Annotated in this window: 17 protein-coding genes, 1 pseudogene and 1 riboswitch; of the genes and pseudogenes, 10 read left to right on the top strand and 8 right to left on the bottom strand. The window is 33.0% G+C overall.

From position 1 onward, the window contains the following. Positions 1-188 precede the first annotated feature (188 nt). On the top strand, positions 189-1,385 hold the full coding sequence (locus tag LG295_RS13285) for an amidohydrolase (RefSeq protein ID WP_404476041.1): 1,197 nt from the start codon (positions 189-191) through the stop codon (positions 1,383-1,385). 156 nt (positions 1,386-1,541) lie between these two features. Here LG295_RS13285 and LG295_RS13280 read toward each other — a convergent pair whose 3' ends face one another. Continuing rightward, positions 1,542-2,963, bottom strand: coding sequence for an MDR family MFS transporter (locus LG295_RS13280; protein ID WP_107530288.1), 1,422 nt, complete (start codon positions 2,961-2,963; stop codon positions 1,542-1,544). 522 nt (positions 2,964-3,485) lie between these two features. On the opposite strand from LG295_RS13280, the gene mbcS reads away from it, so the two are divergent. Further along, on the top strand, positions 3,486-5,057 hold the full coding sequence (gene mbcS / locus LG295_RS13275; protein ID WP_326028789.1) for an acyl-CoA synthetase MbcS: 1,572 nt from the start codon (positions 3,486-3,488) through the stop codon (positions 5,055-5,057). 118 nt (positions 5,058-5,175) lie between these two features. After that, positions 5,176-5,412, top strand: coding sequence for a hypothetical protein (locus LG295_RS13270; RefSeq protein WP_107530283.1), 237 nt, complete (start codon positions 5,176-5,178; stop codon positions 5,410-5,412). Positions 5,413-5,593: 181 nt separating this feature from the next. Here the strand turns inward: LG295_RS13270 and LG295_RS13265 are convergent, their stop codons facing one another. After that, positions 5,594-6,205 carry a YIP1 family protein gene (locus LG295_RS13265; protein WP_404476039.1) on the bottom strand — a complete coding sequence of 204 codons (612 nt, stop codon included), beginning with the start codon at positions 6,203-6,205 and terminating at the stop codon, positions 5,594-5,596. A 237-nt stretch (positions 6,206-6,442) separates the two neighbouring features. Here LG295_RS13265 and LG295_RS13260 point away from each other — a divergent pair, with 237 nt between their 5' ends. Continuing rightward, on the top strand, positions 6,443-6,916 hold the full coding sequence (locus LG295_RS13260) for a DUF805 domain-containing protein (RefSeq protein WP_404476038.1): 474 nt from the start codon (positions 6,443-6,445) through the stop codon (positions 6,914-6,916). 382 nt (positions 6,917-7,298) lie between these two features. On the opposite strand, the gene LG295_RS13255 is transcribed toward LG295_RS13260, so the two are convergent. The 3 genes and pseudogenes from LG295_RS13255 to LG295_RS13245 all read right to left on the bottom strand — a co-directional run. Further along, on the bottom strand, positions 7,299-8,726 hold the full coding sequence (locus tag LG295_RS13255; protein WP_404476036.1) for an aldehyde dehydrogenase family protein: 1,428 nt from the start codon (positions 8,724-8,726) through the stop codon (positions 7,299-7,301). Positions 8,727-8,891: 165 nt separating this feature from the next. Further along, positions 8,892-9,308 carry a TetR-like C-terminal domain-containing protein gene (locus tag LG295_RS13250; RefSeq protein ID WP_325999206.1) on the bottom strand — a complete coding sequence of 139 codons (417 nt, stop codon included), beginning with the start codon at positions 9,306-9,308 and terminating at the stop codon, positions 8,892-8,894. Between the two features lie 3 nt (positions 9,309-9,311). Beyond that, positions 9,312-9,494 (bottom strand): annotated as a pseudogene (locus tag LG295_RS13245) (TetR/AcrR family transcriptional regulator); the annotation flags it as partial. Between the two features lie 98 nt (positions 9,495-9,592). Here LG295_RS13245 and LG295_RS13240 point away from each other — a divergent pair. Then, positions 9,593-11,086, top strand: coding sequence for a CoA transferase (locus tag LG295_RS13240; RefSeq protein WP_107557820.1), 1,494 nt, complete (start codon positions 9,593-9,595; stop codon positions 11,084-11,086). A 140-nt stretch (positions 11,087-11,226) separates the two neighbouring features. On the opposite strand, the gene LG295_RS13235 is transcribed toward LG295_RS13240, so the two are convergent. Beyond that, positions 11,227-12,714, bottom strand: coding sequence for an MFS transporter (locus tag LG295_RS13235; protein WP_318832449.1), 1,488 nt, complete (start codon positions 12,712-12,714; stop codon positions 11,227-11,229). 95 nt (positions 12,715-12,809) lie between these two features. Beyond that, complete coding sequence (locus LG295_RS13230) at positions 12,810-13,631, bottom strand: MerR family transcriptional regulator (protein ID WP_404476034.1); 822 nt, start codon at positions 13,629-13,631, stop codon at positions 12,810-12,812. Positions 13,632-13,889: 258 nt separating this feature from the next. On the opposite strand from LG295_RS13230, the gene bioB reads away from it, so the two are divergent. Then, positions 13,890-14,858, top strand: coding sequence for a biotin synthase BioB (gene bioB / locus LG295_RS13225; protein ID WP_318832448.1), 969 nt, complete (start codon positions 13,890-13,892; stop codon positions 14,856-14,858). A gap of 285 nt (positions 14,859-15,143) precedes the next feature. Here bioB and LG295_RS13220 read toward each other — a convergent pair whose 3' ends face one another. Then, positions 15,144-16,574, bottom strand: a complete 1,431-nt coding sequence (locus tag LG295_RS13220) for a YfcC family protein (protein ID WP_107557815.1) — start codon at positions 16,572-16,574, stop codon at positions 15,144-15,146. A gap of 375 nt (positions 16,575-16,949) precedes the next feature. Here LG295_RS13220 and LG295_RS13215 point away from each other — a divergent pair, with 375 nt between their 5' ends. The 4 genes from LG295_RS13215 to LG295_RS13200 all read left to right on the top strand — a co-directional run bounded on the left by LG295_RS13215 (position 16,950) and on the right by LG295_RS13200 (position 20,140). Beyond that, positions 16,950-18,065 (top strand): HlyD family efflux transporter periplasmic adaptor subunit, encoded by a 1,116-nt coding sequence (locus LG295_RS13215; protein WP_318832447.1) that lies wholly within the window; start codon positions 16,950-16,952, stop codon positions 18,063-18,065. Continuing rightward, on the top strand, positions 18,062-18,742 hold the full coding sequence (locus LG295_RS13210; RefSeq protein ID WP_404476032.1) for an ABC transporter ATP-binding protein: 681 nt from the start codon (positions 18,062-18,064) through the stop codon (positions 18,740-18,742). The genes LG295_RS13215 and LG295_RS13210 overlap by 4 nt, the downstream gene beginning before the upstream one ends. Continuing rightward, positions 18,739-19,914 (top strand): ABC transporter permease, encoded by a 1,176-nt coding sequence (locus tag LG295_RS13205; RefSeq protein ID WP_404476030.1) that lies wholly within the window; start codon positions 18,739-18,741, stop codon positions 19,912-19,914. Before LG295_RS13210 ends, LG295_RS13205 begins: the two co-directional genes overlap by 4 nt. A gap of 130 nt (positions 19,915-20,044) precedes the next feature. Then, positions 20,045-20,140, top strand: a complete 96-nt coding sequence (locus tag LG295_RS13200) for a type I toxin-antitoxin system Fst family toxin (protein ID WP_404476028.1) — start codon at positions 20,045-20,047, stop codon at positions 20,138-20,140. An 858-nt stretch (positions 20,141-20,998) separates the two neighbouring features. After that, a riboswitch (TPP riboswitch) is annotated at positions 20,999-21,099 on the top strand. The last annotated feature ends 92 nt before the right edge of the window (positions 21,100-21,191 follow it).

Raw genomic sequence — 21,191 nt, 5'->3', positions numbered from 1 at the left:
ATTAAAATAAGTTAATAAAATGTGAAAATGAAAATATGTTTGTTTTAGTATTTAATTTCACTAAATTCGATTGGAAATAACTAGGAATTTTATAAAATGTTATTTTATGTTTGAATTAATAAGCTTTGGAATTTAAAATTATTAATGAGTGATATGTTTTAAAATTCAATCGAAAGAAGTGAATGTTCATGAATGTGAAAGAAAAATTATTTGAGAAGTTAGAACAGAAGGAAGCTGACATGGTTCAGCATCGTCGTTATTTGCATCAACACCCTGAGTTGTCTTTCCAAGAAAATGCTACAGCAGAGTATATCAAAGCTTTTTATAAGGATAAAGATGTAGTAGTCACGCAACCGGTTGCTGAGAGTAATGCAGTTATTGTAGAAATCAAAGGCCAATACCCTGGTAATACGATAGGTTTGCGTGCAGATTTTGATGCGTTACCTATACATGAAGAAGCGGATGTCCCTTTTAAATCAACGAACGAAGGTATAATGCATGCTTGTGGTCATGATGCGCATACAGCTTATTTACTAGGTTTAGCGGACGCACTAATTGATATCAAAGATGAACTGCCAGGCACCATTAAAATTATCCATCAACATGCGGAAGAAATGCCTCCAGGTGGCGCACAGCAAATTATGGCATCAGGTGCGTTAAGTGATTTAGATGAGATATATGGTATCCATGTTGTGCCAGTCGCTGGTCCAGATGTAATTGGTTATAATACAGGCAATGCTTTTGCTGGAAGCTCAACGTTCACATTAACAATTAAAGGATTAGGTGGACATGCTGCAAGCCCACATAAGACACACGATGCCTTAGTAGCGGGAACAAACTTTGTAAATACGCTTCAAACAATTGTGTCTAGACGTATTGATCCTTCAGAGATGGGTGTTGTTACTGTTGGTTCTTTTGATGCACCAGGTGGCGCTAATGTTATTCAAGATAAAGTGACGATTAAAGGTACTGCACGTTATCTTAATGATGATTTAGAACAATTTATGTATGAAGAAATTGAGAAAGTCGCAAAAAGTGTCGCAGTAGGATTCGATATTACGTATGACTTAGATTATCAATTTGGTTATCCAGTCTTATACAACCATCCTGATCAAACACAAGCGGTAACAGACATTTTATCAACTAGTCAGGGAGACTATTTTAAACATTTAGTTGAAATTCCTGCAGTTTCAGGTTCAGAAGACTTTGCTTATTATTTAAAAGAAATACCAGGGACATTTTTCATTGTAGGTTGTAAGCCAGAACATATAGAAGATCCTTATATGAATCATCATCCTAAGTTTGAAGTTAATGAACATGCACTCTTGGTATCTGCAAAATCATTAGGTGAGATTGCGATTAATAGATTATCTGCTAAGGCTTAATAAAGTTAATACGCTCAACGCATGCGAATTAGTTATGTTGATTATGTATTTTGTTGTAATCTATTATTTTGCAAAATAAAACACTTTCAAAAAGTTCAATGTGCAGTGAACTTTTCGAAAGTGTTATTTTTTATCCATGTTTTAAATGATTAAATCTTATAACGTTCTACGAGCTGGTTTACTATCGTCGGAAAGTTTAGCTGATAAGATCAACGCAACTACTGAAATACCAGTTGCAACCATAAATGTCACGTTTACACCATGGATGATACCTTCAACGCCATCACTTGGATTAGCTGATATAGACATTAATGTGATAAATAAGGCTGTACCAATAGCACCTGCCATTTGTCTGAAAGTATTGTTCATTGCAGTACCATGTGCAATGAGATGATTTGGTAACTGGTTAATAGCTAACGTCGTCATAGGCATCATAACCATTGCGATAGAAATCATACGTAAGGCATTAGATATTGCCAGGTAAGTAAAACTAGTATGCGCTGTTAGCACAGTAAACGGTATGGAAGATACTACTAATATAAGTAACCCGATACGAGCTAACCAAGTTCCACCGAATTTATCGAATAAATAGCCTGTAAGTGGGTTCATAAGACCCATAACTACTGCTCCTGGCAGTAATACAAGACCAGATTCTAACGCAGAGAACTGTAACATATTCTGCATATATAGTGGCAAGATAATATTTGTAGCAATTAACACGCCGAATACAAACATACTTAATACTGTACCTAATGTATATATATTGTAGCTAAACACTCTAAATTCAAGCATAGGTTCTTTTAGTTTCAATTGACGACGTATGAATACAATTAATGAAACAATACCTACGATTAGTGGTGCTATGAATTGTACGCTGCTCCATCCTGCTTCACCTACAGAGCTGAAACTATATAATAGTCCACCAAACCCTAATGTAGATAAAATTACTGACGGTGTATCTAATTTTGGATGTGAAGTCTCGGTTACATTTTTCAATAAGAAAATTGAAGCAATAATAATAATAATTGCGATAGGGAATACCACATAGAAGACACTTCTCCATGATAGATGTTCTACTAATACACCTGATAAAGTCGGACCAATAGCGGGTGCGAATGCAATAACGAGACCAAAGAGGCCCATTGCGGTACCACGTTTTTCTTTAGGAAAAGTTAAGAATAGAATTGTTTGCATCAATGGCATCATAATACCAGCACCTGCTGCTTGCAGGACGCGTCCGATAAGTAGCATTGAAAAGTCTATGCCTACTGCACAAAGTAATGTACCAGCGGCAAAGATGCTCATGGCAGTTAAGAATAATTGCCTCGATGTATATCTTTCAATTAAAAATGCTGTTACTGGAATCATTATCCCATTTATAAGCATAAATATAGACTGTAACCATTGTACAGTGCTTTCAGTTACTTGGAGATCTTTCATAATTGGCGGTAAGGCCGTACCAAGTAACGTTTGGTTCAAAATCGTAATAAATGCCCCAGATAGTAGCACAATAAATAAGGGGATTCTTTTTTCAACATGGAAAGTATCATTTGAACTCAATCGTATCACTTCTTTCATTAAAAATTACACAGTTTTATATTATATCACTAAGAACAAGTTAAAGCTAAATATTGAACTGTGAAAAATAAATTTCATCAATAAAACTTATGAAAATAGAAAATTATAGTAGGATATTTGGAAGTGAATATAAATATAATGTGCTGAAATAAGCATCATTTTCGAGGTTACGCCATATATTTGTGTTCTAACCTCGTTTTCGATAACATTTTACAACTGTATGCTAGAAATACTACATGAGATATATCCTAAATGTCAAAGTTATTTCAGAATTAGCCATATTTTAAAAATCAAGTACATCGCAAATTTGATTAGGCTTTAAGTATAATTATTAGCATATTACAATAGGAATGTATTCATATTATTAAAGTCATAATTGTATCTTTTTAGATAAATAAGGATTAGAATTGTGATGTTGTTGAGTAATAGGGTTACTTTGTATTAACGAAAGTATGATCTATGGTTGGCGTTTGCATACGTAAATACGATAATTATAGATTTAGAATTAAAGGAGAGTTAAGAATGAATAAAAAAGATTTAGTCGCTCCAGATACGTATAATATCGTTAGCGAAATAGAAAAATATGCAGCTGATGAAAATAAAAAAGCTATTATTTTTGAAAATGCTGAGGGCGAAACCTATTCAATCACATATGATCAATTGGTGAAAAATGCTAACCAAGTCGGTAATATGTTTTTAAAACATGGCTTACAAAAAGGTGACAAAGTACTTGTAATGATGCCACGTTCTATTGAAACGTATGAAATTTACATCGCTGCTTTGAAATTGGGCATTGTCGTTATTCCAAGTTCTGAAATGTTACGTACAAAAGATTTACAATATAGAATTTCACATGGAGAGGTCAAAGCTATCGTAGTAACTGCTGAGAGCATTGATGAATTTAAAGCAGTCAAAGAATATAACACATTAACAAAATTTATTGTTGGTGGAGTGTATGATGATTGGTATACGGTCGATTCAGAATCAGCCAAAGAAGCAGATCAATTACAAATTGTCGACACATCTAAAGATGATGTTGCCTTATTATCATACACGTCTGGTACAACAGGTAATCCAAAAGCTGTGGTACATTCACATGGATGGGGTTATGCGCATATGCAAATGGCGCCTAAACATTGGTTGAGTATCAAAGAAGACGATATTGCATGGGCTACTGCAGCGCCTGGTTGGCAAAAATGGGTATGGAGTCCATTTTTATCAATTATGGGGTCAGGAGCAACGGCATTTGTTTATAACGGCAAATTTAACGCTGAAAAATACTTAGAATTACTCCAAAATTATAAAATTAATGTCCTTTGTTGTACGCCTACTGAATATCGTTTAATGGCAAAACTACCTAACCTAACAGACTATAATTTAGAATACTTGCATAGCGCAGTTTCTGCAGGTGAACCTTTAAATAGAGAAGTTGTAGAAAAATTCCAAACTAATTTTAATCTTACAGTTAGAGATGGTTATGGACAAACGGAGAGTACTTTATTAATTGGTTTCTTAAAAGATACAGAAAGCCGTCCAGGATCTATGGGTAAAGCAATTCCTGGTAGTCATGTTACTGTCATTAATGATGACGGTGAACTAGCCGAAATAGGTGAAGTGGGCAATATAGCAGTGCCGTTAGACTTACCGGCGTTATTCAAAGGTTATTATAAAGACCCTGAACGAACTGCTGAACCTAGAGTAGGTGATTATTATATCACAGGTGACTTAGCCAAATTAGATGAGGATGGTTATTTCTGGTTTGAAGGACGTAAAGATGACATTATCATTAGTTCTGGGTATACAATTGGACCTTTTGAAGTAGAAGACTCCCTTACAAAACATGAATTTGTAAAAGAATGTGCTGTAGTTGCTAGCCCACATGAAATCAGAGGGAATATCGTTAAAGCCTTTGTTATCTTGCAAGAGGGTATATCAGCAACGGATGATACAGTCAAAACACTTCAAGATTATGTAAAACAAGACGTCGCACCATACAAATACCCACGTGCTATAGAGTTTGTAGAAGACTTACCTAAAACAAACTCAGGTAAGATTAGACGTATTGAATTAAGAGAAGCAGAAAAGAATAAGTAGTTCAGTTATTAAACAAAATCGTTTGTCACTTTTATTAAAGGTTTTGTAGTTATTATTACAAGTTTCTTTTTCTGGCGTCATCATGTATAAAATATAAATTTATAAAGGAGATTTTTATTTGAGTATAAATAAAGATTTCAAAATTTATGAGATTATATTTATCATTATTGCAATTATTTTTATTGTCATTAATGGCTTAGGTCTTTTTGAAGTTATTTATTTTACAAATAATGCACAGATTATCTTTCAAACGATATTCTTAGTATCTATCGGTATAGCTTATATAAGAAAGTCTAAAGTGGCAGGAGTATTATTTATAATTGCCAGCATCTTATTTATTACAAGTATTTTATGATGATTTTAAAATTAAAATAATTAAAAAGGAACTCGAGACGTTTATTTACGCCTTGGGTTCCTTTTTGTATAGGTACTATAGAGTTAGTAAGTCCGCATAGGTCGCAAGTGTTAATTATGCATGCGTTACAGCTCAAATAACACTTGAAAATTTCTAATTTTAAAAGTTACTGATTCAATAATTATTGGAAAGAAGCGCCAATTAATGCAAAGCCTACTAAGATAAGTAAATAGACAATTGACCAAATAAGTGCTGATTTTTTAGAAAAACGATTTGTAGCTAAGAGCATTACGCCAAATACATAAGCGCCAATAAGTGTTTGTAAGTTGAATGCAGCAAGAAAGCTGTTGCCTTTATCAAAGATATTGAGACTTGTTATGACATAGTCCGTTGGTGACAAGCCTGCAATCCATTGGATAAAAATTACGATAAGTCCAATTACACTAGTGATAACTGTATAGCTTAATGTAGCTGAAAAAATAGATTTAGCACTAGCATCAGATTTCATAATTTTTGAAATTAATAAGAAAATAACAAATAGAATACCGATGACGATGATACCACCAACAATGCCTCCAATGAGGCCAGAAATTTGTCCTATAGTTTTTGTTTGTTCAAGCTCTTGTCCACTTAAACCAGTATCTTTAAGTAATGTGTCATAGTCAATTAGACTATTGCTAATTATGGTAGATAGTACCACAACGACAACAGCGATAAGTAGTTTTAATGCCCATTTAGGATTAGCTCGTAAATTTGAAAAATGTTGAGCTAAGGGTAATTTAGATGTTTCCATATGTATATTGCCTCCTAAGTGTTCTTTTTTAAAAGCATAACACGTGCTACAATATATTAAAACAACTTAATAAAAATCAATCAAATACAAATAAAAATTTTAATCATAATGTAAAATCAGTTTTTTGTTAACATTTTATTATTGGGTTTTAATTGCTAATTTATGATATTTTGTATGTTTATTATTGTGGGTAGTCTTTCAACATATTGAGTTGAAAATACGAAGGGGTGCAAATTGATGTTACATTACTATAAGTTATTTTGGGTTAATGCCTTAAATGTTACAGGTAGATCACGAAGAAAAGCATATTGGTATCCTATGTTAATGAATATGCTACTTTACACTGTAATTAGTTTGTTTTTATATATTGCACCAATTCCAACCATAATAGAGGAAATAATTGCTTGGGTCATATATATATTAGTCATAATTGCTATGTTTACTGTCACAGTTAGAAGGTTTCATGATGTAGGTATGACGATGTTAATTCCTATTTTGATTTTTTTAGTTACTTTTTTAGAAGATATAAATAGATTGATGGACACAGATATTACGACCATGGATAATCCTGTGGTGGATATTGTATTAATTATAGTTGGGGTTATTTATCTGGTTATTGCAATTGTTGCATTAGTTGTTTGTTGTTCAAAAGGGCAAAAAGAAGATAACCAATACGGTCCGAACCCTAAAAGAACGGTCTATAAAAAATAAGCATTCACTCTTTTTCTATAAATAAAGGTTTATAGCTATTAATGATGACATAGTTAAATCAATTTGGAATCTTTGAATAAGGTTGTGAAGGTAATGTGTAATCAAAGAAAAAGAAAGTTAAGTAGAGAGAGTAAAGAAAGCATATTTACTATAATACTAGATATATTGGTTAATATAATGGGTGGGATAGTAAAAGTGATTAAAAATATTTTGACTTAGTATGGTGTGAAAATAATTGTAATAGTATATAAAATATAAGAACCCCAAAAGTTGAATTATAAGTTCAGCTTTTGGGGTTTATTACATTTAAATGGAAGTGTATTTAATTAGTGCTTCATTATTAATATTAATCAGTTGGTTATCGTACAGTTATTACTATTATTTATTGAAAGAAGCCAGAAATTGATTTAACTTCTAAGAATTCTTCAATACCATAGTCTCCCCATTCTCTACCGATACCAGATTGTTTATAACCACCAAATGGCATATCAGCGCTTCTTGGGTATTCATTAATTTCAATAACGCCTGCTTCAAATGCAGTAGCTACTTTTTGTAAAGTATCCATATCTGAACCATACACGTATGCAGCTAAACCATATTTTGTATCATTTGCAATTTTGATTGCTTCATCAACATCGCTGTAAGTAATAATAGACATTACTGGTCCAAATATTTCTTCTTGAGCGATAGTCATATGATTATCTACATTTGAGAAAATAGTTGGTTTAATGAAGTAGCCTGTTTCTAGTCCTTCAGGTTTACCTTCTCCACCTAATTCAATTGTTGCGCCTTCTTGTGCACCAATTTTAATAAATTCTTGGATTTGGTTAAATTGTTTACTGTTAATGACTGGTCCCATCTCTACTGTTGCATCCTGTGGGTCGCCAACTTTGATTGCACTCATTTTTTCTTTTACTTTTTCAATAAATTGATCTTTGATTGATTCTGGAACAAGCGTTCTTGAGCCGGCAATACAAACTTGTCCTGAATTGCCAACTACTTTATGGACTGCTGCATCTGCAGCTTTGTCTAAATCAGCATCTTCTAAGATGACATAAGGTGATTTACCACCTAATTCAAGTGATACTTTTTTAAAATCTTTACTTGCTTTTTCCATGATTTTACTACCAGTATTACCAGAGCCAGTGAAAGATACCATTCTAATTTTTTCATTTTCAGAGATTGGGTTACCTACACCAAGGCCATCGCCATTTACTAAGTTGAAGACACCTTTTGGCACACCTACTTTATCAAAAATTTCTGCTAAGATAATTGCAGCAAATGGTGTTTCTTCTGATGGTTTTAAGACTACGCTGCTACCTGCTGCAAATGCACCTGCTAATTTCAAAGCAGTTTGATTTGTAGGGAAGTTCCAAGGTGTAATTAATCCTGCTACACCGATTGCTTCTTTTATAACGATATTATTGCCTCTACGCTCTCTAAAATTAAAGTTATCTAAAGCATCTCTTGCTGCTTTAAAATGTGATAATCCCATTTCGTAGTGGACATTTTCAGATGCTGTAACTGGTGTACCAAGCTCTAAAGTCATCGCTTTGATTAAATCTTCTTTACGATTTTCGTATTCTTTAACGATATCGTTAAGTAAGTTTTGACGGTATTCTACTGAAGTATTACGGAATTCTAAATAAACGTTATCTGCAGCGTTAACCGCATCTTCAACGTCTTGAGCATTACCTTTAGCAATTTTACCAAAAGCTTCTTCTGTTGCTGGATTGATAACATCCATTGTTTCGTTGCTGTGACTCTCTACCCATTCACCGTTGATATATTGTTTTGTTTGATTGAACATAATTACACTCCTCTTAGTCTTTTATATTCGTAGTCCAGTTTTTGTGAAGTGAATTTCAAACTGACATTAGGTGATAATACTACCGTTTTAATCGGGATTCAATCATTTTGCTTAAATACTTAGAAAATAATTTAACGTTATTATTATTTGAAATTTCAATAAATTTTACTTTTCTAAAACACTTATGGGACCATTTGAATTTATAAAAATCATGCTATGTGTTAAATCAATAGGTGACATTTCAAAATCAGAAAGTACCCACTCATAGATGATGCCGGTATAAGCTGAAGCTATATAAGTACATAAAAATTGATCATCAATTTCTAAATTGTGGTTATTAATAATAGTATTGCTTAAAAAGTTAATATAGTTTTCTTTAAAATAGTTATACATGTCTAAATTGAATCTAGTGTCTTTCAGTATTAAAGTTTTGAATAAATAGCGATGATGAATAATATAATGAAAAACTTGGTTTGCTAAGTACAATTGAGCATCTAAAATGTTTTGATGCTTATTAAAGAAGACATAAGGGTTACCAAATAATTCGTTGAGTGTTTGTGTTTTAATATTGTTGTATAACATATCAATATTTTTATAGTATTTATAGAATGTGGCACGTGTGATATGAGCCTCGTTGCATATATCAGATATTGTAATGTCAGTTAAAGTGCGTTGTTCTAATAATGACAACGCTGAAGCTGTAATGCTTTTTTTGGTTTTATTTCGCTTATTTGTATAAATAAAAAAACACTCCTTAAAAATAAACAATTATAAACAAAGTGTATATTTTTGAACTTTCGCTTACTTTAATGAGTATAACGAAATAACTATAATGAAATAAAGCTATTGAGAAAGAAGGAAAAGAAATGCTAAATGAAGATTTAAAAACAGTGTTGCTACACAATTATCGGAATCGTATAAATAAAGACGATGATTTTGATATTAATTCTGAGTTAGAGACATTGTTAAATGACATTGGCTATTCAACTGCGGATGCTGGTGGGGAAGTTACATTCTATGGTAAGGATCCAATACAACCTAGTACACTAAGAATTGCTTCATTAGCTGGTTTAGGCTTAGCCGCCAAATCCGTTGCGCTTGCTTCCTTATGGCAAAACAGGGGAGGTAATGGGCAGGATATTTATGTAGATATAAGAAAGGCATTGAAACGTTTATCTCCTTTTTATGAAAGAAAATGGGAAACATTAAATGGCTTTCCTGCTAAACAGCAATATTTTCCAAATAATCCAACACGGTTTAGTTTTTATCAAACAAAAGATAATCGATGGGTGATGCCATTAAATCCTTATCCAAGTTCACATAGACATACGCTTGAACTCATCAAAGCATTACCAAACAAACAGTCTGTCGCTCATGCGATTAAACAGTGGGACGCCAAAGATTTGGAAGAAGCTGCTGCAGAAAAAGGTGTCGTCATGCCTATGGTAAGAACATTGCCTGAATTTATGCAAGAAGAACAGTTTGAATATATCGCTAAAGAACCACTTGTTACGATAGAGAAAATTGGTGAGTCAGAACCCGAGAGTTTCAGTGAAAACCCTCAACAACCATTGGATGGCATCCGTGCGTTAGGCATGGGACATGTAATTGCTGGTGCTGGTTTAGGAAGAGGTTTAGCTTTACATGGTGCAGATGTGTTAAATGTTTGGAGACCTTCTGAGCTAGAAGAGGAAACGTTATTATTAACTTCACATATCGGCATGAGATCAACCTATTTAGATATCGATCATTCAACTGAACATCAACAAAAATTTGATGACCTATTAAAATCAGCAGATATCTTTTTCATGAATAAAAGATATGGTTTCATGCAAGAGAGACATTTAACACCTTATGAACTTGCCGAAAAAAGACCCGGAATTATTCATTGTTCAGTTAATTGTTATGGTGATCAAGGACCATGGTCAGATAGAAATGGTTTCGATCAAACTGCCGGAAGCGCTACAGGTGTTATGGCATTAGAGGGTACAGAAGACCAACCTAAGTTACCACCAATCGTGGTTGTGAATGATTATGTTATATCATGGTTGTTAGAAACTGGAGCAATTAAAGCGTTAGAAAGAAGAGCGAAAGAAGGCGGCAGTTATAGAGTTCAGGTTAATTTGAGTCGCGTTTCTCTCTATTTAATGTCATTAGGTATTTTTGAAAAATCATATGTAAATGATGTTTTTAATACGACAGATACGCATGCAATTGTCGCTCCTGACCAATTTGAGGCTGAGACACCACTCGGACATTATATCGGTGTGACTGACCAAGTTATAATGTCAGAAACACCTGGTCATTACCATACTACGTTAATTCCTAGAGGGTCTAGTAAACCAGAATGGTTATCGTAAGATTTAAAGTATAGATAATTTCTATACGGTTGTAGTTTAGTTTGACAACTAGGATTATGTTTAACAATGATATAACAACAAGAATAAAACAGATGAAGTGTTCATAGATTGAACGTTTCATCTGCTTTTTATACGTTTATTTATTCAGGTAGTCGCTTATGTTTTAAGTCCATCCATATTAATAAGATAATGGTGAATGCTAGCGACAAAATACTTATAATAATAATGAGCGAAAAGGCATCGTCATATGCTGCTTTGCCAGCCTCGATAAGTTTATTACTGATAGATAAAGGAAGTTGTTCTGCTTGAATCAATGTCTCATCTAAACTTCCTTTTGCCTTAGATAAATCAATAGAATTACTATTAAAATTAAAGAATAAACTGTAGAAAACAGAGAATAATCCACCTAAAATAGCGATGCCTAATGATCCACCAAATTCAAATGACACTTCTTCAATAGAAGCGGCCATACCAGAATGCTTATCATCCGCATTTGACATAATAGCGTTAGATGCTAGCGTCATTGCGCCACCTAAACCAAGTCCAATGATGATTAAAGTAACAATTTGTATGGCTAAATGTGCATCTAAAACCCAATAAAATGCTGATATGCCAATAAAGGCAAGTAGTAATGTTACCCATTGTAGTTTTAATGTGCCAAATTTAGTTAATATGACCCCAATTAAAATTGCGCCTACCAGTGAGGCTAAGGCCATCATCATTATTGTTAACCCAGCATTTAATGGTGTTAAGCCTAAAACAAGTTGTAGCCTTTGAGAAAGAATATATTCAAATCCCATCAATATAAAGGAAGTTGTAATAGCAACAATAGTACCACCTGTAAAGTATGTGTTTTTAAAGATTGCTAAATTGATTAATGGGAATTTTAATCTATTTTGTCTTCTAATGAACATCAATATAGCAATGAGTCCAATAGTGAAAGCACCGAATAATACTGCTGAATTATGATCTGGTTTAGCTAATTCTTTGATTGCAAATACTACTGTAATCAGTCCTACCATGATTTGGAATGAGCTTATAAAATCCCAAGTACCATCTTTGTTTGTAGGGTATTGAGGTATTAAAATATAAGAAATAATTAAGACGATAATCACAACAGGTATATTGATAATAAATACAGATGGCCATGAAAATTTCTCTAATAATAGACCACCTATTACAGGCCCTAAACCCGCACCAGCTGCGGTAATTGCCGACCAAATACCAAGTGCTAATGCACGTTCTTGGTAATCTTTGAATGTTAATTTTATGATTGATAGTGTTGACGGCATCATTGTAGCAGCGCCTATAGCTAATAACACTCTAGCCAATATTAATACAGTTGGCGTCGTAGCAATTGCTGCTAGTAATGAAGCGCCACCAAAAATAGCCAAACCAAGTAAAAACATTTTTTTATAGCCTACATAATCTCCCAATGTACCAAGACCGGGTAGTAATCCTGCAACTACTAAAGCATAGGCATTAACAATCCATAATTTTTGTGTAGCTGTTGCTTCTAAATCATGTGTTAGCAACGGCAGAGCAGTATATAAAACTGTCATGTCAATCACGATTAAAAATAATGCACTAGAAACCAAACATAAGATTATCCATTTTTTTATATTCATAACGGTCACCTACTTTCCATATATAAAAATATAAACTATACGGTAACCAGATAGTCAAGCATGGTTTTGTAAGTTTTTATACAAAGCAGAAAGTGTTAAATTTGTTCGACTGCTATAGAAATTTTTGTGACATATTTATCGGGCCCATTAGTACTGATTTCATCAACAACATATTCTTCAAAGCTATCACCAATCATTTTAAATCCAGTGTTTATTAGATAATCTTTAATTTTTTTATGTGTTTTGTATAACGTTTCATCAGGGCCTTCATGATAGGCAATAATGTATTGTCCTTTGTCTCTAGTAAAATGTGACTGCTTAATATTTTGTTCTACTTGAATATAAAAATTATTAAACACAGTGTATTTATCGTTTTGAATATTATTTTTAGCAATGATGACACCAATAGGATAACCAGAGTCTAGGTGATTATGCTTTATAAAATTAATAAACGACATGAGTTTATGCGATGAAGATTTAAGTGTTACGTCGCCGATAGTATCACTTAACAAATAGTATTGTGTTGGTAACGTTACAATAGCTATAGAAGAAAAGTCGGCTTTGTAAGACTCGTATAAATAACGCTTTTTATTTTGTATGGTTAGCTTTTGTTGTTTTAATTGTTGGATTTTCAAATCTATTTCTTGTTCTTTGTCAGCTAACAAATTAATTGTTTTAGGTAGTGATCGAATATCTAAAAATTCCTTTATTTCAGTAAGCGATAAACCAAGCCCCTTCAATATATCAATCACACTAAATATTTCTAATTGTTTTAAAGTGTAAAATCGATAGCCTTTGTCATTCCTATATTGAGGCTTTAAAATACCAATTTCATCATAATGGAAAAGTGTCTGCTTTTTCACACTACATAATTCAGAGAATTCTCCCGTCGTAAATAAAGTTTCAGCTAAACTCATGGTTACCTCCTGCGTAATAATATGTAAATTACTATAATTATATCATTCAGCATTTAAAAACATTCAAATATTTAGTGTAAAAAGATTGTCCTTTTACCTTAGTAAATAGAGAGGAATATGAAGTATATTGAATTAATGCGGGCTTAATGTAAACTAAAATATTTAAAAGGTTTACATTTAGTGTGGATTAGTTTTATGATGAATTAAGTAGAAATTTAAAAATAATATTTAATTCATATTTTAAAAGGGGATGTATATATGAAATTAGCTCAAAGTATTTTACAAGGAAAGCAGTTAACTAAAGAAATGTTACTGGATGTATATGAAGACGCGAGTGTGGATACATTAGATTTGTTAAATGAAGCTTATATTTTAAGAAAGCACTATTATGGAAAAAAAGTGAAATTGAACATGATTTTAAATGCAAAAAGTGGTATATGCCCAGAAAATTGTGGTTATTGTGGGCAATCTAGAGATATGAAGCAAAAACAAAGGTACGCATTAGTTCCAGAAGAACAAATTCTTAAAGGGGCTGAAGTGGCACATGAACATGACATAGGTACGTACTGCATTGTAATGAGTGGTAGAGGACCTAGTAACAAAGAAATAGATCATATAAGTAAATCAGTAGAAGAAATTAAGGCAAAACATCCTCAACTTAAGATATGTGCGTGTTTAGGGTTAACAAATGATGAACAAGCTAAAAAACTAAAACAAGCTGGCGTGGATAGATATAATCATAATATTAATACGAGTGAAAATTATCATGAGGAAGTAGTAACTACGCATACATATAAAAATAGAACAGATACGATAGAAATCATGAAGAAAAACCATATATCGCCATGTTCCGGAGTGATTTGTGGTATGGGGGAATCTAATCAAGACATTATAGATATGGCGTTTGCATTAAAAGCAATAGATGCAGACAGTATTCCTATAAATTTTCTACATCCTATTAAAGGAACAAAGTTTGGAGACATGGATGAGTTAACACCAATGAAATGTTTACGGATTATAGCGTTATTTAGAATTATAAATCCATCTAAAGAAATTAGAATTGCAGGAGGTAGAGAGGTTAATTTACGCTCGCTACAACCACTAGCTTTAAAAGCTGCAAATTCAATATTCGTGGGAGATTATCTTATTACAGGTGGTCAGCCGAATAAATTAGATTATAAGATGATAGAAGATTTAGGCTTTGAAATTGATTTTGGTAATCATTGATTACCAATAAAGTAGCTCATGGTATAAAAATCTTTAATGTAGTGTGATTTAACTCCTACAATAATGAAGGGAACAGGAGAAACTCGTAATAAGTTTATCTCTTGTTCCCTCAAAATTAAACATTGTCACAAAAAGACATATAGATTGTTAAGCATCGCTTCTATCTTCTATGCATGGTGTTAATTTTAGGCTTACTGTTTTGCGATAAGTATCATAGTATATGTAATTTCTGACTTAGTCTTGAGTATTATATTTTTAAGATAGTACTATCTTATAAAAAGCTATTTAAGACCATCCACTAAGTTGTGCAATCATTAATGTAATAATAGAAATAATTGCCCATATTATAAAGAGTGGGAAGAAGAAGCGGATCCATTTAGTATAAGAAACGCCACCTATGGCTAATGCTGCCATAAAATAACCACTCGTAGGATAAAATATGTGTGTGAAGCCATCACCAAGTTGGAAAGCTAAGACAGCAGTTTGTCTAGTGATGCCAAGCATATCAGATAAAGGAGCCATAATTGGCATTGTAACCAATGCTTGACCACTACCAGAAGAGATTATGAAGTTGATCAACATCTGTACTGCATACATGCCGATGACTGCAATGGTTGGTGTAGTACCATCAATAGCTGAACCAAGTCCATGAACGATGGTATCCATAATCTTGCCGTCTTCAAGAACTACAGCAATGGAACGTGCAAGGCCAACGATGATTGCACCCATGAGTACATCCTTAAAGCCATCATTGAATGCTTCGCAAATCGTTTGCATTGATAGACCAGAAACGTATCCGACGATGACGCCCATGAATATAAATAAACCAGCCATTTCTATCATGAACCAACCTTGGGTAGTGACGCCGTATACTAAGATAATTAAGAAGGCAAAGATAACAGCGATGCCCCACTTTTGTCTTGTTGTAGCTTTAGATGGTGCATGTTCTGTAATGTGTTGATACAGCTCTCTTTTTTCTGAGTCATCCTCATATACGGAGCTTAAAGTAGGTTGTTTTTGAATCTTTCTAGCATAACGCATAATGAAAATAATTGTGATTGCTAACACTACGATAAATAAGACGATTCTTAAACCGATACCTGAGAATACAGGGATACCAGAAAGCTTTTGTGCTAATCCCGTGTTGATAGGGTTAAGTACACCTACTGTAAACCCCACAACTGTTCCACAAAGAGCAATCGCTGTGGCAGTTATAGAATCATATCCTAAAGCGATGATGAGTGGAATGATGACAGGAATATAAACTAGCGATAATTCTGCGGTACCAATTAAAGTAGCTACAATAGCAAATACTGTAGTTAACACAGGAATAATAAATATACTTTTATAAATAAACCGACGCGCTAAGTTATCAACAGCAATTTCAATGATACCCGTTCTTCTAAGTACCATGAACATGCCACCAATAATTAATGTAAAGAATACAATTTCCCCAGCTTCAATGAGTCCTCTAGGAATAATCGATATAAAGTCTACAATGCTTACTGGTGCAGAAGTAATGTAGTGAAATGAATCAGCATCCACCATTTCTCTGCCTTCAGGCCCCTTAATTCTCTTAAATTCACCTGATGGAACAATATAAGTAGCAAGCGTAGCGATTACACCAAAAATAAATAAAATGACATAGATGTGCGGCATTTTAAATTTTTTCTTAGATTTTGGCGCATGATTGCGTTCTTTATTGAAGTAACTCAAATAACCTCCCCCTTATATAAATGCTAAATAAATTAAATTTACCATAAAATAACTAAAAATAATTTGTTAGATTCTGAAAATTTAGAAATATTTTTTGTTTATTTTTACATTTTAATATACATATTAAATATTAATTTACAATTATAAATAAAGCATTAAGAGATGATATGTTTGAAATGGGTGTTTATACTTGATCGTAACATAAGCGAAAGATGTAGTAGATTCAGTGAAAAGTAAACATAATTCAAGTGTCAATATTGTTATATATATAAATTTAAAATGATATTGATTTATTAATTATGAAATGCTTTATTTTTTTAATTGTGTGACTGTGATATTCTTACTGTGAGAATATATACAAGGAGCGTTTGTTAATTGAAGAAAAAATGGATGTGGCTTATAGGGGTTGTCGCAGTTATAGGATTGTTAGCCATTGCTTTAGTATTAAAACAAGTGAATAGCAATGAGAAGGATAAAGATGGTTACGATACATACAAAGTAGAGAAAGAAAGTCCGCTTAATTTAGAGGGGAAAGCATCGCCTCAATCAGTAAAAACATATAACAACAATAGTCAATTAGGGACATTTGTAAGTACACAAGTTGATGATGGTCAATCAGTTAAACAAGGTGACTCACTCATTAACTATAACGTTAACAACAATAAACGCCAGCAATTAGTAAATAAAGTGGACGAAGCACAGGGCGCTGTTAATGAAGATTATAAAAATATTAATCAAGCACCCAACAATAGTGATTTACAGAAGAAACTGACACAAGATCAAAGTGCATTAAACGAAGCACAACAACAGTTGAATCAACATGATAAACAAATCAATGACAGTGTCTATGCAGCATTTGATGGTAAAGTAGATATCAAAAATAAGGAAAATGTATCGGATGGGCAAACGATATTACAATTAGTTTCAAATGAGCCACAAATTAAAACAACAGTGTCCGAATTTGATTTAGAAAAAATCAAAGAAGGCGACAAGGTAGACGTTAAAATCACAAGTAACGGTAAAACAGGAAAAGGGACAATTAAAAAAATTGCAGAATTACCTAAAAGTTACGAAGATCAATTGAGTGAATCTGGTGCAGCAGGTGGTGCGAGTGCTGGAGGAAGTGGTGATGAAGAAAGTGCTGCAACGCAGTCATCGAATCCAGTTGAATCCGCACCAAATGGTGGTAATGATTCAGAGTCCTCTAAATATACAGTGATTATTAGTGATTTAGATATTCCAGTACGTGCAGGGTATTCTATGGATGTCAAAGTACCACTAGATTCTATTAAATTACCTAAATCCGTATTAACGAAAGATAATAATGTTTTTGTCGTTAATAAAGATAATAAAGTTGAAAAACGTAATATTAAAATCGATAAAGTAAACGGAGAAATATTCGTTAAAGAAGGACTGAAAAAAGGTGACAAAGTCCTCAAAAACCCTAAAAACACATTAAATGATGGAGACAAAGTTGAGGTGTCATCATGATAGAACTTGTAGATATCAATCGCCACTTCAAAAATGGGGATGAAGAGAACCATATTTTGAAAGACATTAATATCAACATTAACGAAGGTGAATTCATTGCGATTATGGGTCCTTCAGGTTCTGGTAAGAGTACATTAATCAATATACTAGGGTTTATTGACCGTGGATATGAAGGAGATTACTTTTTTAATGGAGAAAATTATAAAAAAACTTCAGATAATCAACTTTCAGATATTAGAAATAAGACTGTAGGCTTCGTATTCCAAAACTTTAAACTGATTCAAAATAATACCATTTTAGAGAATGTAAGTATCCCTTTGGTGTATGCTGGTTTAGGATCTCAAGAGCGTAAACAAAGAGTAGTCGACACGTTGCATGACGTTGGATTATACGATAAAGAGCATCTTGTCCCTAATAAATTATCAGGTGGGCAACAACAACGTGTAGCGATTGCACGTGCCATTATTAATCAACCTAAATTTATTATTGCCGATGAACCAACGGGAGCGTTAGATTCGAAGACTTCGAAGGATATTATGGAATTATTTATGAAGTTAAATAAAGAATATAATACGACGATGATCATGGTCACACACGATCGTAAAGTTGCCGATAAAGCTGACCGTATTATTCATATTTTAGATGGACGCGTTCAGCGGGAAGAGGTGGTAGAATGAAGAATTTATCGAATATTATCGCCATCTCGTTCAAATCTATTTTAAAAAATAAACGACGTAATATCTTTACTATGATTGGTATTATTATTGGTATTGCAGCAGTTATAACGATTATGTCATTAGGTAATGGATTTAAAAAGACTGCGGCAGATGAATTCTCAGATTCAGGCGCTGGTAAAAATTCCGCACTTATTAGTTTTATGACAAGTAGTGGAGAAAGTGCGAAAAATAATCCTTTCAGTCAGCAAGATATAGGCATTGTTAAACAAATTGATGGCGTGTCAGATGCCAAAATTAAAGAAACTGAAGATCAAGGTTATTCAGCAAAAATGACAAATCCGCAGAAAAAAGACGACATCAGTATTTTGAAAAAGGATGAAGTAACAAGTCCTGAAGAAGGAAAAGGCTTTAATTCAGAAGATAATGAATTACGCAAAAAGGTCGTAACGGTTGATGATAAAATTGCCAAAGATGTCTTTAATAAAGATGCGATAGGTAAGACGTTGTATATTGATGGCCAAGGTTTTGAAGTTGTAGGTATCGTTAATGATATGATGAACCCTAAAGCTGTTAGCATGCCGTCTCAAACATTTAATCAATATATGGGCAATTTACAGCAAGATTTTCCATCATTACAATTAACGATTGCCGATAATTCGAATAAAAAAGAGGTAGCTAACAAAGTTGCAGATAAATTGAATAAAAATGGTTCGGGTATGTCTGACGGTAGCTATAGTTATAATGACACTGAAGAGATGATGAAAGGAATTAACAAAGTCTTTGATGGTATTACTTACTTTGTGGCAGCAGTAGCAGGGATTTCGTTATTTATTGCAGGTATTGGTGTTATGAATGTAATGTACATCTCAGTTACTGAACGTACGGAAGAAATAGCGATTCGACGCGCATTTGGTGCGAAAAGTCGAGATATAGAGCTACAATTCTTAGTGGAAAGTGTTGTCCTATGTGTCCTCGGTGGAATTATTGGATTGATTTTAGGTATTTTAATCGCTAGTCTTGTCGATGCGGTTACACCAGATTTCATTAAGAGTGTTGTTAGTATCAGTTCTGTCGTCATTGCGGTAGGCGTATCTATGTTGATTGGTATCGTCTTCGGTTGGGTTCCAGCCCGAGCAGCAGCTAAAAAAGAGTTGATAGATATTATTAAATAAATTCTAATATTAGGACAAATTAACATCATTCACCTTATCGGAAGTGTATATGTCTATGTATTTACAGATGGTATAATAATGAAGTCGCCTTAACTTCCGTCGGTATTTTCGACGGAAGGAGGTGCTTAGTATGCTTATGATCTTCGTTCACATCATTGCACCAGTCATTAGTGGCTGTGCAGTTACGTACTTTACTTACTGGCTTAGTAGTAAACGTAATAAATAGAAGGCGACGTTAAGCCGCATCAAAAAATCCCCTCACTACCGCAAATAGTGAGGGGATTGGTGCATATATGCATATAATCTTCGTTAGATGTATTATAACATCATAGTGCGTAGGAATGCAAAACGATGTGCTAGATATGATTAATGTGTATTTTTTAGCAAAATTATTATCTCTTTTGAGGTTATACCAATTTTCGTTAATATGAAAGCTTTGTACAATTGCAAAACATACTTAGAAACATTAAATATACAATCATTAATATATTTCGGCTTTTTCAATAGGATAGTAATGAGAGTGATAATGTCTAAAATTTTTTTAAAAATTATGTCAAGACTCGCCATAATTAACAACATCCTTTAAATAAACTTGTAAATCATCATCTGAAAACTTTTATGCCTATTTACTAAATTTGTTTTTTTATTACTAATAAATCTTCTACGAAGCCACTCATTTAATTTCAATAGATCAACAAGATAATGATTTATAAATTTTGATTAGGGTTTTCCATAAAATCATTAAGCATCATTCAATATATTGCCATGAAATTGATCAATTTCTTCAAAATTAAATACTTCATCTTGATAGTTATAATGCAATAGATAGCCTTCTTCATTATTCTTACTAAAAATTTGAATTACTAAAGAAATGACAATAGCATCAATTTCAAGTTTCTTTTTTGAAAATCCATTTTCTATAAATGTAATATTAAATTTTTAAATTAAAATCACGAATGATTAATTCAACAAACTTGTGAGTCGAGTAGTTACAAAGGTTATTCAATTTTTTCACGTTTATATAAAATTGCTAATTTATTTGTAATTATTCTTTATTAGTGTTAAGTTTAAGCAAGAATTTAATAAGAATTGCTAGGGGTGCTTGTAAGCTGAAAGAGGCATTGTTCTCAACCCTTTGAACCTGATCTGGTTAGTACCAGCGTAGGGAAGCAGAAAAGTACAGTACATATGTAAAGTCTGTTTGTAGGGCTTTTATTTACTGTCGCTTCACTAAATATGTGATTTTTGACCAGGTCTCCTAGCAATAATAAAATGCT

It is taken from the genome of Staphylococcus pseudoxylosus (assembly GCF_044794325.1).
GTDB classification, from domain to species: domain Bacteria; phylum Bacillota; class Bacilli; order Staphylococcales; family Staphylococcaceae; genus Staphylococcus; species Staphylococcus pseudoxylosus.
This window is presented reverse-complemented; position numbering and strand designations above follow the sequence as displayed.